The organism is Salinispora pacifica DSM 45544 (assembly GCF_000378845.1).
GTDB lineage: Bacteria > Actinomycetota > Actinomycetes > Mycobacteriales > Micromonosporaceae > Micromonospora > Micromonospora pacifica.
In genome coordinates this window covers 4,460,911-4,475,803 of record NZ_KB905359.1, presented here as the reverse complement: position 1 = coordinate 4,475,803, position 14,893 = coordinate 4,460,911, and the positions used below count along the sequence as shown (strand labels likewise).

Genomic DNA, 14,893 nt, shown 5'->3' with positions numbered 1-14,893 from the left:
CGCAGCGATGAACCGTCCACACAAACCCACAACGGATCCCACCGGTAAAACGCAAACGAGATCACGGTGGCGATGGTGGGCCGTCGGCCTCGCCGGCGTGACCGGCTTGGCCCTGACTACTGTCGGTACCCCGGCCGCCTCGGCCGCCAACACGGCCGGACGCAACCTCACCACCGTCGACGACCAACCCTCCACCGGGAACCACCGCGACAAGAGCGGCAAGGGCGAGAAGGAGAGGAAGCCGCCGGGCACCCCCGTACCCTGCGACGCCGACGCCCTGATCGCCGCGATCACCCTCGCCAACGCCCGCGGCGGCGCCACCCTCAACCTCGCCAGCAAATGCACCTACCTACTCACCGCCCCCATCGACGACGCCGGCCTCCCCGACATCACCACCCCCATCACCCTCAACGGCGACAAACACACCACCATCACCCGCGCCGCCGCCGCCCAACAATTCAGAATCCTCACCGTCAACACCGGCGGCGACCTCACCCTCAACCACCTCACCATCACCGGCGGACAAACCGACAACGACGGCGGCGCAATCCTCGTCAACACCGGCGGCGCACTCACCACCAACCACAGCACCATCACCCGCAACATCGCCGCCACCGCGGGAGGCGGAATCGCCAACAACGGCACCACGACCGTCAACCACTCCACCGTCAGCCGAAACACCGCCAGCGATAGCGGCGGCGGAATCCACAGTCTCGGCCTCCTGAACGTCAGGGAGTCTCATGTCGATGCAAACATCGCCAACGCTGGCGGCGGCATCTTTGAATCCGGCAGCACCGTCACCGTCACGGGCGGCAGCATCTCCGGCAACCAGGCAGGTACCACTGGAGGGCTGTTCGTGTTCGGTGCCAACGGTGTGGTGACCGGCACCAAAATCACCAGAAACACCAGCTCCGGCAGTGGTACCGGGGTCCGGGTTGACAACACCGCCCAGCTGACAATGCGCCACGTCAACGTGTCGGACAATACATCGGACATTTCCGGAGGCGGGCTGTTTGTCGGAGAGGGGGACAACTTCGCCGTGGTCGAGGACAGCCTCCTCAAGAACAACACCGCCACGTTCACTGGCGGAGGCATCTTCAACAGCGGGGAAACGGTGTTGCGCCGGACAAAGGTCGTCGGCAACCAGGCCGATGTGGGCGGCGGCATCCAAAACTTCGGGACGGTCAACCTGTTCACGACGAAGGTAACCAAGAACATCGCCATCACCACCGGCGGTGGCATCCTCAACAGCGGCGGAACGGTGAACCTGAACACCGCCACTGGCACCGTTGTCATCAAGAACCGGCCCAACAACTGCGTCAACGTTCCCGGCTGCGCGGGCTAACCCCAGCGCCTGACCGTCACGAGGGGTTCTGTCCCTGCCGCTGTTGGCGGCTGGGCGGAACCCCTCGCCCGCCTCCCCAACCCACCGGCCGTGCTCAGGTGGCCTGTACAAGCTGGATCAGATTGCCACAGGTGTCGTCGAGGACCGCCGTGGTGACAGCACCCATCTGCAGGGGCTCCTGGGTAAACCGGACCCCCAAGCCGCGAAGCCGTTCAGCTTCTGCGCCGACATCCTCGACGGCGAAAGACGCAGCCGGAATCCCATCGTTGACCAGCGCCTCCTTCCACGGCGTGGCCGCAGGGTGGGCCTCCGGTTCGAGCAGCAGCTCGCAGCCGCCCGGATCCTCCGGCGAGACGACCGTGAGCCAGCGATAGCCGCCGAGCGGAACCTCCGTCTTCTTCACGAATCCCAGCACCTCCGTATAGAACCGCAGTGCCACCTCCTGGTCGTGCACCAGAACGCTGGTGAGATAGATGCGCATCAGCTCTCCTTCGCTTCGCGGTTGCGCCATCGATCGGTAAGGCGCTCCAAGGGCTCGGTGTTGAGGTGGTGAAACTTGTAACGACCCGCCCGCCGGCTGACGACAAGGTCGGCCCTGATCAGCACCTCCAGGTGCTGTGAGATCGCCTGGCGGGACGAACCGAGCTGGTGCTTCATGGCCAGTCGTGAGCAGATCTCGAACAACGTCTGGCCATCCCGCTCCGCCAGCTCGTCGAGGATCTTTCGGCGGGTCGGGTCGGCCAACGCCTTGAAGACGTCGCCCGTTGCAGCCGGGTGGCCCTTGTCTGCGCCAGTGTCACTCACCCGTCAATGATAGGCAAGCGAAGACTTGCCTATCAAGCCGCCCACCCGACCCTCCAGCTGCCATCCCCAACCCCAGCACGACCACACAGCGGGTGACGGCGTGGCGTGCAGGCCCCCCCGGTCACCACCCCGGATGATGATCAGCGGATCGCCAGTGCGGTCGCCGAGCCAACCCGGCTGGACGGCCACCACCGTACGGCCACTCGCCGAGGTGTTAGCCAGAAGAACTTCCGCGGCCACCTGGAGCGTCAGCGCGGTCGCCCACATGGGATCGTGCGGCACTTCCTCGCCACCTACCACACACCCCGGGAGCGGCGGCGTTGCAACGGGTAGGTGACGCGGTGCAGGCCGCGCACGGGTACGCGCTTTGGGCGACCGGGCCCGACCGCGTGTCACGACTGCCTGGTTTGAGGGCCGGGCGTACGGTGCGGTTGTGACCCATAAACCGATCGTGATCACTGCTGTGGCAGTTGCCCACGGAAGAGGGGGTCGATGATGCGCCGGGACCTAGTTGCATCCATGATCGGTGTCCTCGTCGGTCTGGCGCTAAGCTGGCTAGCACTCGCCACCGCCCAGGGCGGGGACCAGACTCCGGAGTCCGTAACTTGGGGCCCTCAGAAACCGACCCCAGCCGCACAAGGCACCGCGTTTGGCGTCCTAGCCCTAATGTGGTCAGCCGGATGCAAGGACGGTGAGATATTCGCGTTTGATCCAGGACAGTACGAAATGGGCACCTGCACTATGGGCGGGGATGAGGTGACGGTTGCCGTGTTCGCCCCGGGTGCCGCCCAATCCAGGTGGGTGGATTCCATGACCGAGGTCGGAGCCATCGTCGTGGAGGGCGACCGGTGGGCAGTCGCCAGCCTGGATGCCACCGCCCCAGTAGAGTTCGCCGCCGCGGTCCCGGGAACTCCCGCCACGGCGTAGCCCCTACCTGCCCGCACGACTGCCTGGTCGACCCGGGGCAGGTTCCCCTCCCGGCGAGATATTTCCTCTTAGTCCCGCCGCTTTTACATTTTTCCATCGACAATTACGAGAACACCACCGAACATGGCTACTCCAAGTAGCGCAAGGGATAGCGGGATACCCTAGCTCCGTTTATAGCCATAGAGCGGAGTTCAGGTAGTCGTGCGTCGCCTCGAAGCCGGCCCGGGACGCTACGGCGCTAATGGGAAAGGCTGTTCGGGACACCAGACACGCCCTGATGCGCACCCTTGATCTTGGCGCACGCCAGGTTTTACCTGGTGGGGCGGGCGGGACTTGAACCCGCGACCGAGGGATTATGAGTCCCCTGCTCTGACCAGCTGAGCTACCGCCCCAGTACCGCGCTGGATCGTACCCGCCTGGTTGATCAGGGGCCAACGCGAACCAGCTTCCCTCGGTCACGGCGTCAGACGCAGTAGCACGATGGGCAACGCGAGGATAACAGTGTGCGCCCAACCAGTTCGGCCGAGGAGCCGTCAGGGCGCCGGCCGCAGGTACGCGAGGACCGCGCCGGCGGTACGCCAGCCGCTGGCCAGCGCGCCCTGGATCGATGGGCTGTCCCGGTGGTCGCCGGCGACGAAGAGGCCGTCTCCGAGGGCGACCGGCCGCCGCAGCCGACCCTGTGGCGGTGGTGCGGCGGGGAGCGCCCCGGCGATGGTAATGGTGCTCAGGTGAGCCCAGTCTGCGGTGGACTGTCCGTAGAGGCGGGCCAGCTCGGTTCGGATCACCGGCTCGGCCGGTACGGTTGGGCCCACCATCGAGGTGGCGACGAGGTGCCGCCCCTTCGGCGCGTACGTCGGGGCCGCCTTACTGACGACGACGGTGTTGGTTATCAGTTCGCGGCGGTCACCGTCAACGAGCAGAATCGGCTCCGTCAGCGGTGCTGTCTCGGCGGCGTGGTACCAGGTTGTGTAGCTGTGCATGCGGACCGTGGGGAGCACCGGCAGCAGGGTGGTCGCCGTGGGTGGGTCGACCGCGACCACGACGGCGCGGGCGGTGATGGCACCGGCCGGGGTCCGCACCCGACCCGGCTCGATGTGGTCGACCGGGGTGTCCAGGTCGATCAGGTCCGCGGGGAGCGGGGCGGCGACCGCGTACGGCAGCGCGGCCATCCCCTCGGCGGGCAGGCCGATGCGACCCCGGACGAAGGAGCGCAGCACCAGCGCGAAGACGTGGCTGGAGGTCTCCAGCTCGCGTTCGAGGAACACACCGGAGAGAAACGGCCGCAGCAGCTGCTCAATGATGGTGTCGGAGAGGCCGGCGCGACGCAGGGCCGCCTCGGTGGTGGTCTCCGGGGCGTTGAGTAGCTGCCGCGCGGGCAGCGTGGCGGCGCCGGTGGCGAGTGCGGCGAAGCGGAGTCGGTCGCGCAGCGACCCGACTCCGGCGAGCAGGGTGGTGGGCGCGCCGACGGGTTCGCGGAGCGGGTTGACCAGTCTGGTGCGGGTGTCGCCGTGGCGCACCAGCACCCCGGGGACGAGGTACCCGAGGTCGAGCCGGCTGACGTCCAGCAGGGTGCCGAGCCGCGGGTACGCCGTGTTGAGCACCTGGAAGCCCCGGTCGAGCCGGAATCCGTCGACAAGGTCGGTGCCGACTCGGCCGCCGAGCCGGCCGCTCGCTTCGAGGAGCCGCCAGGGCACCCCGGCGCGATGCAGCCGGCGCGCCGTCGCCAGCCCGGCCAGGCCACCGCCGACGATCACCACGTCGGTATCAACCGACATCGCGCGCCTCCCGCCCGCCGTTGGTCCGGGCCAGCCGGCTCGGCCACCAGATCTTCGACCCGATGTCGTACGCGAGGGCGGGCACCAGCAGCGAACGGACGACGATCGTGTCGATCAGGACGCCCACGGCGACCGCCACCCCCAGTTCGATGAGCACCACCAGCGGGAGTACGGCCAGTGCGCTGAACGTCGCGGCGAGCACGATGCCAGCGGAGGTGATGACGCCGCCGGTGACGACGAGCCCGTACAGCACACCGGAGCGGGTACCCCGCTGCACTGCTTCCTGCCGGATCCGGCTCATCAGGAAGATGTTGTAGTCGATGCCGAGGGCGACCAGGAAGACGAAGGCGAACAGCGGGAAGGAGGCGTCCACACCGGGGAAGTCGAAGAGGTACCTGAAGATCAGCGCGCAGAGGCCCAGCGTGGCACCGTACGAGAGCAGCACGGTGGCGACGAGCAGCAGCGGGGCGAGCAGGGCGCGCAGCAGCAGCGCCAGGATGACGGCGATGACACCGAGGACCACCGGGATGATGACGTTGCGGTCCCGGGTGGAGGCGTCAGCGGTGTCGATGTTGATCGCGGTTAGGCCGCCGACGACCGCGCCGGCGGCGGGTACGGCGTGGACCGCCACCCGTAGCTCGCGAATGGTCTCTTCGGCGCCGTCGGAGTCGGGTGCGTCGGCGAGGGTTGCCTCGAGCTGCACGATGCCGTTGACGACTTTCGGCGGCTCGGTCGGTGGTGCACCGCCGTCCGAGTCCGAGCCTGGACCGGCGCCGGGACGGTCGGTGACCGGTCGCACCGCAACGACACCGGGCGTCTCCTGGGCCACGGCGGCGACCTGCTCGGCGGTCTCCTGGCGGGTGAAGATGACGGCGGGGCTACCGGTGCCGGCCGGGTAGTGGCGGGCGATCGTTTCCTGGCCCGTGACCGAGTCCGTCTCTTCGGTAAACAGGTCACTCTCACCCAGGGTGGTCACGTTCAGCTGGGTGAGGCCGAGGGCGAGCGCGGCCAGCGCGAAGGCGGTGACCAGCCACACCGGTCGGGACCGGCGGGCTACGAACCCCGCGACGCGACCCCAGATCCCATGTTCGGTCTGCGGCTCGGCGTGGTCGAGTCGCGGCTGGCGCGGCCAGAACACCCGGCCTCCGCCGAGCACGAGCAGCGCGGGTAGGAGGGTGAGCATCACCAGCAGGGTGGCGCCGATGCCGATGGCGGCGACCGGCCCGAGTGCCTGGTTGGAGCTCAGGCTGGACAGCAGCAGGCAGAGCAGGCTGGCGATGGTGGTGCCGGCGGAGGCGGCGATCGCCGGGGCGGCGCCGCGCCAGGCCGCCAGCATGGCGGCGGCCGGCTTGCCGTGCCGGTGTAGCTCCTCCCGGTACCGGGCGATCAGGAGCAGGGCATAGTCGGTGCCGGCGCCGAAGACCAGCACGGTGAGGATGCCCTGCGCCTGCCCGTCGAGGGTCAGGATGTCGGCCTCGGCGAGCCGGTAGACGATCGCCGTGGCCAGCGAGAAGGCCATCCCGGCGGCGAGTAGCGGGAAGATCCAGAGCACCGGGCTGCGGTAGACGACCAGCAGGATGAGGAGCACTACGCAGAGGGTGACCAGCAGCAGCGTGCCGTCGATCGCCGAGAAGACATCGATCAGGTCGGCGAGCAGGCCGGCGGGCCCGGTGACGTTGACGGTGAGCCCGTCTCGATCCGTATCGACGATGGTGCGCAGCTCCGCCACGACGGTGGCGATCTCCTCGCCCCGCTCGTCGTCGACGGGGACGATCAGCTGGACCGCCTGCCCGTCCGCGCTGGGGATCGGCGGCGGCAGCGGGCCGACCACACCGGGCAGGTCGGCGATCTCGGCGGTGTCGGTGGCGATCTGCTGCTGGTCGGCGTCGGTGATGCCGCTGGTGCGTTCGTAGACGATGAGTGCCGGGGTGGTCGGTTGGTCCACGAAGAGTTCGGAGAGGTCCTGGGCCCGGGTCGCCTCGGCCCCGGTGGGGAGGAAGGCGGCGTTGTCGTTGGTGCTGACCTCACTGAGCCTTCCGGTGTACGGCCCGGCGAGGCCGCCGACCACCAGCCAGGCGAGCGCGATGAGCAGGGCGACCAGCGTGCCCCGGCCCGCGGCACCTTTCCCGGACATCCGCACCCACCCGATGCGCCGTCCGACGCGTTGGGGATCTTGGTCAACGTCTCCCATCCTGCCCTCCGGCGCCGGTTTCGGTCCCGGAACCACCGGTAAGGGCCACTGTGGGGTGACGTGCCGGACCGACGGACCGGGTGCCGAAGGCACCGGAAGCCCACCGGCACGGGAGGGGCGCCAAAGTGAAGAAAGCCCACCGACCTGGGTCGGTGGGCTTGATGGGGAGGGAGCTCCCCCGTTTGGACTCGAACCAAAAACCTGCCGGTTAACAGCCGGCTGCTCTGCCAATTGAGCTACGGGGGATCGTGCCGTCGCCCGGCCTCCGGAGCTCCGGTTCGCCGTGCGACGGGACAAGAGTACAGGACTACCGGCGGCCCCAGTCGAGGGGGTTACCGCACCGTTCCGGGTGCTACCGCGAGCGTTCCCACCCAATATTCCGGATGTGCCCAGATAAATCGGTGTCAGGGCACCCGGAGGTCAGCGCGGGGAGCAGGATGGGGAGTTAGCACGTTAAGTACGGAAGGAGGCGCCATGCGCGGAAAGATCATGTTCCTTGGCGGGATGGCGGTGGGATTCGTCCTGGGCGCCCGCGCCGGCCGAGAAGCGTACGAGGAACTGGTGGTGTGGGGGCGAAAGATCGTCGACCACCCCACCGTCCAGGAGGCGGCGGGGGTGGCACAGGCACAGGCGAACCGGTTCTACAGCGAGAGCCGCGACAAACTCGGTCAGTCCAAACTGGGCGAAACCTTCAGCGGCAACGGCCAGCGACGGAGCCCGGCCGCCGCCGACGACCCCTTCGCCGGCACGCCGGTTACCGGTAGAGCAACCGACTCATCCGGCGGGATGCGATAAAGAGGCCAATGGCCAGGACCACCAGCAGGTATCCGATGTCGAGCAGCCACGTCCAGCCACTGCCGCCGACGGTGATCCCCCGGATCAGGTGCACCGCGCGGTAGAGCGGAGTCACCTCGACCAGCCAGCGCAGCAGCGTCGGGTAGGCCTGCGCCGGGATGAACGTGCCGGAGAAGAGGAAGAGCACGAACTGCGCCGACGCCAACACGTCGAAGTCCTGCCAGCTTCGCATGAAGGTGGCGATCGTCATGCCGATCGCCCCGAACGTGAAACCGACCAGCACCGCCGCCGGGAAGGCGACCGCCGCCCGGGCGGCGGTGGTCAGATCCATCACGACCATCACCACGAGGAACGCACCGGAGTAGGCGCTACCCCGGATCATCGCCCAGGTCAGCTCACCGAGGGCGATCTCGAACGGCTGCACCGGGGTGGCGATCACCCCGTCGTACAGCTTCATGTACTTCATCTTGCCGAAGAAGTTGAAGGTGGTCTCCGCGAACGACCCGGTCATCGCCGACGAGGCGAGCATCGCGGGCGCGACGAACGCCGCGTAGCTGACGACGGCTCCGCCGGGCAGCGTCAGGTCACCGACCAGCGCCCCCACCCCGACCCCGATGGAGAAGAGGTAGAGCAGCGGCTCGACGAAGCCGGAGACCAACAGCAGCCAGTAGATCGACTTCAGGGCCGAGACGTTCCGTTCGGCCACCGAGGCCGACCGGCGCGACGCCGCCGAGACATCCATCAGCCGGGGCAACACCAGAGCGACCATGACACCCCTTTCCTAGACGACGAGCCGGCGGCGCAGGGCACGGTGAGCGAGCAGCCACCCACCGGCCGCCCAGGCGGCGAGGTAGAGCAGATGGCCGGTGACCGACCAGACCGGCGCAGCGCCGAGCGTGGCCGCCCGGCTCAGGTCAACCGCGTGCCAGAGCGGGGTGACGTACGCCAGCCAGCGCAGCCCCACCGGCAGCGACTCGACCGGGAAGAAGACCCCGGCGAAGAGCGTCATCGGGATCACCGCGAACCGGAACAACAAGGCGAGCCAGCTGTCGCTGGAGGCCGTTGCCGCGTACGCGAAGGTGGGCGCGGCAACGGCCAGGCCGAGCAGCGCCGCCACCGGTAGCGCCAGCACCGCCCACGGCGAGCGCAGGGCCCCCAACACCCCGGTCACCAGCAGAAACACCGCGGCCGAGGTCAGCACCCGGAACAGCACGAACGCCAGCTGACCAGCCATGATGTCCGTTACCCGCAGCGGTGCCGCATACTGGGCGAAGTAGACTTTGGTCCACTGGAGGCTGCTGTAGACCGGCCAGGTGGACTCGGCGATCGCCACCTGCAACGCGGTTGACGCGAGCAGTCCTCCGACGATCCACTCCAGATAGGAGACACCGTCGACCCCCTGGTCGATGAAGGCCCCGACGCCCACGCCGAAGCCGAGCACGGTCAGCGTGGGGAGCAGGAACGACGAGAGCACCCCGCCCCGCCAGGTGCGCCGGTAACCGACCAGGTGGTATTGCAGCACCGCCAACGCCGGCGCGCGGGCCGGGCCGGGCCGGGCCCGCTTGGCCGCGAGTTGTGTCATGCCTTCGCTCCCCATCCACCCGGGCCTCTTCCGGCCCGGCTCCTCGCGGCCTCAGTCGATCAGTGTGCGGCCGGTGAGGTGCAGAAAGACATCCTCCAGGCCGCTACGCCGCACCAGCACGTTGATCGGGTGCAGGCCGAGCGCGGTCACCTCGGCCACCGCCGCGTCGCCGTCGGGCACGTAGAGCAGGACCCGGTCGGGCAGCACCTCGACCCGTTCGCCGAGTTGGTCGAGTTTGCTGGCGAACGGCTCCTGCGACTCGCCTGCGAAGCGCAGCTCGACCACCTCGCGGGTGGAGTGCTGCTCGATCAGCACGCGCGGGGAGCCTTCGGCGACGATCCGCCCCCCGTCCATCACCACCAGCCGGTCGCAGAGCTGCTCGGCCTCGTCCATGTAGTGCGTGGTGAGTACCAGCGTGACACCCTGCTGCTTGAGCTGGAACAGCCGCTCCCAGACCAGGTGCCGGGCCTGCGGGTCAAGACCGGTGGTCGGCTCGTCCAGGAGCACGATCTCGGGCTCGTTGACGAGCGCCCGGGCGATGGTGAGCCGTCGCTTCATGCCGCCGGAGAGCGGCTCCACCTTGCTGTCGGCCCGCTCGCTGAGCTGCACGAAATCGAGCAGCTCGGCGGCGCGCAGCCGGGCCACCCGGCGGGCGATGCCGAAGTAGCGGGCGTAGGTGATCAGATTTTCCCGGACGGTCAGCTCCGGGTCGAGCGTGTCGAGCTGGGGACAGACACCGAGGCGGGCCCGGATGGCCGGCCCGTCCCGCACCGGATCCATGCCGAGGATGCGCAGCTCGCCGCCGCTGGGCGGCGAGACACAACCGATCATGCGCATGGTGGATGACTTGCCGGCGCCGTTGGGCCCGAGGAAGCCGAACGCCTCCCCAGCCCGGACCGCAACGTCGATCGCGTCGACCGCGGTGAAGCCGCCGAACCGCTTCACCAGCCCCCGCGCCTGGATGAGTGGTTGAGCCGTGGTCACCCCCTGACCCTAGCCACCCGGTCCGACACTCCTCACCGGGTTTTCACCCAGCCGACCGGTCCAAACTCGCGGCGGTCGACCGCCTCCGCCGCCCATCGCCGCGTTGTCATGGCCCCGCCGCCCCTGGCCGCGTTGTCACGCCTCCGGGGCGGTGGTCGCGACGCGGGCCGCGGCGACCAGGCGCTCGGTCTCCGCACGGACCGCGGGATCGTCGACCGGGGTGCCCGGCTCGTACCGGACCGTCCAGGTCAGCCCGTCAACGCCCGGGACCCGCCGGGCGACCACCCGGCCCTCGCCGCCGGGCACCGAGTACGCCTCGGTGTACGCCACCGAGCGGGTCACCCGTTCCCGCACCTGGTGCGGGAGCTCTCCCGGATCCGGCAACGGGTAGGCCTCGGTGGGGCGGTCGGCCACCACCAGATAGCCGTCCCGCTCGACCACGGGCTCAGCGGCGGTGACCACCAACTCCTGCCCAGACCAGACCGCCCGAAGGATGTCGTGCCAGCCCAGCCGTTCCGCCCGCCGGGGTAGCCAGAGCCCAAGGTTGGTGGCGACCAGTACGGTGCCCTCCGCGCAACCACCGGCGGCGGCCCAGGCGAGCACCCGTTCCCCGGCGACGAGTGGTGGACGGTCTGCCGGCGACAGTTTCGGCCGGCGGCGGAACAACCCCATCTAGCACCCTCCCATGGCTACCGGCCCCGCACCTGCCGGCGGTCGGCCTCACAGCCCACCCGCGGCCTGCTCACGCAACGCCCGGGCATGCTGCTCAAGGGACAGCAACTCACCGAAGGCGGCGAAGTACTCGTCCTTGTTGCTGACCGGATTCATCCGCTGGATTCTCGACTTGAGCTCCCGGATCCGACCGGTCACCGCTCCCCACTGGAGGCGGGCCATCGTCACCGACACGTAGCGCGGATCGAGCTCACCGTCGATTCGCAACGGCTCGACCGCCAGCTCACCGACGAGCGCCTGGGCGGCGAGGTCCGCACAGGCGTGGCGGACCGACTCGATCCAGACCGCACCGCCGGTGGCCGCCGCCGCTCCCCCGGCCGCCGCCACCGCCGCCCGGACCGCGACATGCAACGGATGGCGGTACTCCGTGGCCTCCACGGCGTCGAACATCGGCCCGGCGAGCACCGGCGCCTGAAGGGCCAGCTTCAGCGCCTCCCGCTCGACAGCCGCCTGTGGGCTCTCCGCCGGTGAGTGCGATGGTGCCGGGGCCCCGCCGGGCGCGGTGTTGGCCCTACCGGAGGCGGTGTTGGCCCTACCGGAGGCGGTGTTGGCCCTGCCCGGGGCGTGGGCGGCAGCCAGCACGGCCCGCTGTACCGGCTCGATCTCCATGCCGAGGTCCCCGGCGAGCTTGCGGACGTACTCTGGGCGCTTTTCCCGGTCCTTGATTTTGGCGACCAACGGCGCCGCCCGGCGCATCGCCTCCACCCGACCGTCGACGGTGTCGAGGTCGTGCCGGCCGATCACGTGCCGCAGCGCGAAGTCGACCAGCGGTTCACGGCGCGCGACCAGGTCCCGAACGGCCAGCTCCCCCTTGGCCAGCCGCAGCTCACAGGGGTCCATGCCGTCCGGGCTGACCGCGATGAAGGTGCGCCCGACGAAGCGCTGATCGTCGTCGAAGGCGCGCAGCGCCGCCTTCTGCCCGGCCGCGTCCCCGTCGAAGGTGAAGATGATCTCGCCGGCAACGGCGTCGGTGTCCAGCAGTAGCCGGCGCAGCACCCCGATGTGGTCGCCACCGAAAGCGGTGCCACAGGTCGCCACCGCGGTCGGCACCCCGGCCAGGTGACAGGCCATCACGTCGGTGTAGCCCTCGACCACGACCACCTTGCCCTGCTTGGCGATCTCCCGCTTGGCCTGGTCGATGCCGTAGAGGACATGGGACTTCTTGTAGATCGGCGTCTCGGGGGTGTTCAGATATTTCGGGCCGTCGTCGTCGTCAAAGAGCTTGCGGGCGCCGAAGCCGACGACGTCACCGGCCAGATCCCGAATGGGCCAGAGCAGTCGGCGACGGAACCGGTCGATCAGGCTGCCCGACCGGGCCGGTCGGGACAGCCCGGCGGTAACCAGCTCGTCGTGACTGAAGCCCTGCTGGCGCAGGTGACGGGTCAACAGGTCCCACCCGTCGGGCGCGAAGCCGCAGGCATACCGCTCGGCGGCGGCCTTGTCGAAGCCGCGTTGGGCGAGGAACTCGCGGGCCGGCCGGGCGCCGGCGGTGGTCAGCTGCGCCTGGTAGAACTCGACCGCGGCGGCGTGCGCGGCGATCAACCGCTGCTTCTGCCCCTGCTGCGGCCGGGCCCGGGGGGTGGTGTGGTCGTTGGCCACGTAGCGAAGCTGCAGGCCGGCGCGGCCGGCCAACCGCTCGACGGACTCGACGAAGCTGAGGTGCTCCGCATCCATCAGGAACTTGATGGCGTCCCCGCCCGCGCCACAGCCGAAGCAATACCAAACGTTACGAGCTGGTGACACGTTGAAGGACGGGCTCTTCTCGTCGTGGAACGGACAGAGCCCTTTGAGGTTGCCGCCACCAGCGGACCGCAGGGTGACCGTCTCGGAGATGATCTCCGAGATCGAGGTGCGCTCGCGGACCAACGCGATGTCCTCGTCCCGGATCCGCCCCGTCATCTCCGCCACCCCCTCGCCGTACATCCTGCCCTGTCCGACCGACGTCCCCGTGGCCGGGGGACGCGGGCACGGCGACCACTACCGAATCCCCACCGGGACTCCGCGGCACGAGACCAGGATGGGCGGGGTCTACCCCTCCTCTTCCCTGGTCGAGCGGGTGTGGCGGCCCTCCTCCCTGGTCGAACGAGCGCGGCGGCCCTCCTCCCTGGTCGAACGAGCGCGGTCGAGGGCCTCGGCCAGCCCGTGCTGGTGGGGTGGGCGGGCCTGCACCACCGGATCTTCACGCATCTCCTTGACCAGCGACACGGCGAGGCCGAGCATCACCACCACGAACGGCAACGCCACCATGATCGTCGCCTGTTGGAGTGCGCTCAGCCCGCCGGCCAGCAGCAGCACCGCGGCGGTTCCACCGATGAGCACACCCCAGATGATGACGATCACCTGGCGCGGGCGCAGCGCACCTCGGGAGGTCAGCGACGCGAGCACGAGAGAGGCGGAATCGGCGCTGGTGACGAAGTAGAGCGTCACCAGCACCATGGCCAGCACGCTGGCCAGCACGCCCAGCGGCAACGCCTCAAGCAGCCCGAAGAGCGCGTTCTCGGTGCCGGCGGCGGTCTCGGCGACCAGGTCCGCGGCGCCGGTGGCCTGTACCCGCAGCGCGCTGCCACCCAGCACCGCGAACCAGACCACACTGGCCCCGCTGGGCACCAGCAGCACGCCGATCAGGAACTGACGCACCGTACGGCCACGGGAGATACGGGCGATGAAGGTCCCGACGAACGGCGCCCAGGAGATCCACCACGCCCAGTAGAAGATCGTCCAGGAGCCCAACCAGGACGACTCGGAGAAGGCCCCGGTGCGGGTCGACATGAAGACCAGGTTGCTGAGGTAGTCACCAATCGAGGCGGGCAGCAGCTCAAGGATGTAGACGGTTGGGCCGACCACGAAGACGAAGACCATCAGCAACACCGCCAGCACCACGTTGGTGGTGGACAGCCACTTGATGCCCCGGTGCAGCCCGGAGAAGGCCGAGACGACGAAGGCCAGGGTCAACGCCCCGATCACGACCAGTTCCACCGCCCTGCTGCTGGGGATCCCGGCGACCCGGTCCAGGCCCGCGGTGACCTGGAGTGCGCCGAGGCCGAGGCTGGTCGCCGAGCCGAAGACCGTGGCGAAGACCGACAGCAGGTCGATCACCCGCCCGACCGTGCCGTCGGCTTGAGAGCCGAGCACCGGGCGAAACACCGCCGAGATCCGGTTCTCCCGCCCCTTGCGGAAGGTCGAGTACGCCAGGGCGAGCGCCACCACCGCGTAGATCGCCCAGGGGTGCAGCGTCCAGTGGAAGAGGGTGAACTGCATGGCGACCGAGGCCGCCGCGCCGGTCTCCGGCTCGGCTCCGGTGGCCGGCGGCGGCGAGGCGTAATGCTGGATCGGCTCGGCCACGGCGAAGAAGACCAGGCCGATCCCCATGCCGGCGCTGAACATCATGGCGACCCAGGCCAGGGTGGTGAACTCCGGCCGCTCGGTCTCGGCCCCCAGCCGAATGGTGCCGAACCGGGAGAACGCCAGCACGAAGGTCAGCACCAGGAAGACGTTCGCCGCGACGACGAACAACCAGCCGAACGTGGTGATGACCCAACTCAGCCCGGACCCACCGACACGGGAGACCGAATCGGGTGCCAGGGCGCCCCAGACCACGACGGCCAGCACGACGCCCACGGCGAGGCCCAGCAAAAGGCGGTCCACGCTCCCGCTGTCGGGCCGTCGCCCAGCCGCCTCGCCCATGTTGGCCCCTCCGCTGCCCGCCGGTCCACCGATGCCCCTCTGTCATCCTGCGGGTGGCGGGGGTGGAGCCGCGG

The 14,893-nt window shown here is 69.2% G+C and carries 13 protein-coding genes and 2 tRNA genes; 3 read left to right on the top strand and 12 right to left on the bottom strand.

The window, feature by feature from the left end:
- The first annotated feature begins 97 nt into the window (after window positions 1-97).
- Window positions 98-1,345, top strand: coding sequence for a right-handed parallel beta-helix repeat-containing protein (locus SALPAC3_RS0120615; protein WP_018223071.1), 1,248 nt, complete (start codon window positions 98-100; stop codon window positions 1,343-1,345).
- Window positions 1,346-1,439: 94 nt separating this feature from the next.
- Here the strand turns inward: SALPAC3_RS0120615 and SALPAC3_RS0120610 are convergent, their stop codons facing one another.
- Both SALPAC3_RS0120610 and SALPAC3_RS0120605 read right to left on the bottom strand, forming a co-directional pair.
- Window positions 1,440-1,826: a VOC family protein gene (locus tag SALPAC3_RS0120610; RefSeq protein WP_018223070.1), complete on the bottom strand. Its 387-nt coding sequence runs from the start codon at window positions 1,824-1,826 to the stop codon at window positions 1,440-1,442.
- Window positions 1,826-2,149, bottom strand: a complete 324-nt coding sequence (locus SALPAC3_RS0120605; protein WP_018223069.1) for an ArsR/SmtB family transcription factor — start codon at window positions 2,147-2,149, stop codon at window positions 1,826-1,828. The genes SALPAC3_RS0120610 and SALPAC3_RS0120605 overlap by 1 nt, the downstream gene beginning before the upstream one ends.
- A 105-nt stretch (window positions 2,150-2,254) precedes the next feature.
- Here SALPAC3_RS0120605 and SALPAC3_RS0120600 point away from each other — a divergent pair, with 105 nt between their 5' ends.
- Window positions 2,255-2,482, top strand: a complete 228-nt coding sequence (locus SALPAC3_RS0120600) for a hypothetical protein (protein ID WP_018223068.1) — start codon at window positions 2,255-2,257, stop codon at window positions 2,480-2,482.
- A 909-nt stretch (window positions 2,483-3,391) separates the two neighbouring features.
- Here SALPAC3_RS0120600 and SALPAC3_RS0120590 read toward each other — a convergent pair.
- The 4 genes from SALPAC3_RS0120590 to SALPAC3_RS0120575 all read right to left on the bottom strand — a co-directional run bounded on the left by SALPAC3_RS0120590 (window position 3,392) and on the right by SALPAC3_RS0120575 (window position 7,288).
- Window positions 3,392-3,468 (bottom strand) — tRNA-Ile (locus SALPAC3_RS0120590).
- A 141-nt stretch (window positions 3,469-3,609) separates the two neighbouring features.
- Window positions 3,610-4,851, bottom strand: a complete 1,242-nt coding sequence (locus SALPAC3_RS0120585; protein WP_018223066.1) for an NAD(P)/FAD-dependent oxidoreductase — start codon at window positions 4,849-4,851, stop codon at window positions 3,610-3,612.
- Window positions 4,841-6,985: an MMPL family transporter gene (locus tag SALPAC3_RS0120580; RefSeq protein WP_018223065.1), complete on the bottom strand. Its 2,145-nt coding sequence runs from the start codon at window positions 6,983-6,985 to the stop codon at window positions 4,841-4,843. The genes SALPAC3_RS0120585 and SALPAC3_RS0120580 overlap by 11 nt, the downstream gene beginning before the upstream one ends.
- A 230-nt stretch (window positions 6,986-7,215) precedes the next feature.
- Window positions 7,216-7,288 (bottom strand) — tRNA-Asn (locus tag SALPAC3_RS0120575).
- 228 nt (window positions 7,289-7,516) lie between these two features.
- Here SALPAC3_RS0120575 and SALPAC3_RS0120570 point away from each other — a divergent pair.
- Window positions 7,517-7,837 (top strand): hypothetical protein, encoded by a 321-nt coding sequence (locus SALPAC3_RS0120570; RefSeq protein ID WP_018223064.1) that lies wholly within the window; start codon window positions 7,517-7,519, stop codon window positions 7,835-7,837.
- Here the strand turns inward: SALPAC3_RS0120570 and SALPAC3_RS0120565 are convergent.
- The 6 genes from SALPAC3_RS0120565 to SALPAC3_RS0120540 form a co-directional block, all read right to left on the bottom strand.
- Window positions 7,797-8,606, bottom strand: a complete 810-nt coding sequence (locus SALPAC3_RS0120565) for an ABC transporter permease (RefSeq protein ID WP_018223063.1) — start codon at window positions 8,604-8,606, stop codon at window positions 7,797-7,799. The genes SALPAC3_RS0120570 and SALPAC3_RS0120565 overlap by 41 nt on opposite strands.
- 12 nt (window positions 8,607-8,618) lie before the next feature.
- Window positions 8,619-9,419, bottom strand: coding sequence for an ABC transporter permease (locus tag SALPAC3_RS0120560; RefSeq protein WP_018223062.1), 801 nt, complete (start codon window positions 9,417-9,419; stop codon window positions 8,619-8,621).
- Between the two features lie 51 nt (window positions 9,420-9,470).
- Window positions 9,471-10,403: an ABC transporter ATP-binding protein gene (locus SALPAC3_RS0120555; RefSeq protein WP_018223061.1), complete on the bottom strand. Its 933-nt coding sequence runs from the start codon at window positions 10,401-10,403 to the stop codon at window positions 9,471-9,473.
- 135 nt (window positions 10,404-10,538) lie between these two features.
- On the bottom strand, window positions 10,539-11,075 hold the full coding sequence (locus SALPAC3_RS0120550; RefSeq protein WP_018223060.1) for a hypothetical protein: 537 nt from the start codon (window positions 11,073-11,075) through the stop codon (window positions 10,539-10,541).
- A gap of 48 nt (window positions 11,076-11,123) precedes the next feature.
- The gene (gene dnaG / locus SALPAC3_RS0120545; protein WP_018223059.1) at window positions 11,124-13,058 is read right to left on the bottom strand and encodes a DNA primase; all 1,935 of its coding nucleotides are present in this window, start codon (window positions 13,056-13,058) and stop codon (window positions 11,124-11,126) included.
- Window positions 13,059-13,163: 105 nt separating this feature from the next.
- On the bottom strand, window positions 13,164-14,819 hold the full coding sequence (locus SALPAC3_RS0120540) for a BCCT family transporter (protein WP_018223058.1): 1,656 nt from the start codon (window positions 14,817-14,819) through the stop codon (window positions 13,164-13,166).
- Between the last annotated feature and the right edge of the window lie 74 nt (window positions 14,820-14,893).

What these genes read in the sequence shown, in the direction of transcription:
- SALPAC3_RS0120565 (WP_018223063.1), bottom strand. Translation starts at nt 8,606, where the DNA reads ATGGTCGCTCTGGTGTTGCCCCGGCTGATGGATGTCTCGGCGGCGTCG.
- SALPAC3_RS0120540 (WP_018223058.1), bottom strand. Translation starts at nt 14,819, where the DNA reads ATGGGCGAGGCGGCTGGGCGACGGCCCGACAGCGGGAGCGTGGACCGC.
- dnaG (WP_018223059.1), bottom strand. Translation starts at nt 13,058, where the DNA reads ATGTACGGCGAGGGGGTGGCGGAGATGACGGGGCGGATCCGGGACGAG.
- SALPAC3_RS0120560 (WP_018223062.1), bottom strand. Translation starts at nt 9,419, where the DNA reads ATGACACAACTCGCGGCCAAGCGGGCCCGGCCCGGCCCGGCCCGCGCG.
- SALPAC3_RS0120580 (WP_018223065.1), bottom strand. Translation starts at nt 6,985, where the DNA reads ATGTCCGGGAAAGGTGCCGCGGGCCGGGGCACGCTGGTCGCCCTGCTC.
- SALPAC3_RS0120610 (WP_018223070.1), bottom strand. Translation starts at nt 1,826, where the DNA reads ATGCGCATCTATCTCACCAGCGTTCTGGTGCACGACCAGGAGGTGGCA.
- SALPAC3_RS0120550 (WP_018223060.1), bottom strand. Translation starts at nt 11,075, where the DNA reads ATGGGGTTGTTCCGCCGCCGGCCGAAACTGTCGCCGGCAGACCGTCCA.
- SALPAC3_RS0120585 (WP_018223066.1), bottom strand. Translation starts at nt 4,851, where the DNA reads ATGTCGGTTGATACCGACGTGGTGATCGTCGGCGGTGGCCTGGCCGGG.
- SALPAC3_RS0120570 (WP_018223064.1), top strand. Translation starts at nt 7,517, where the DNA reads ATGCGCGGAAAGATCATGTTCCTTGGCGGGATGGCGGTGGGATTCGTC.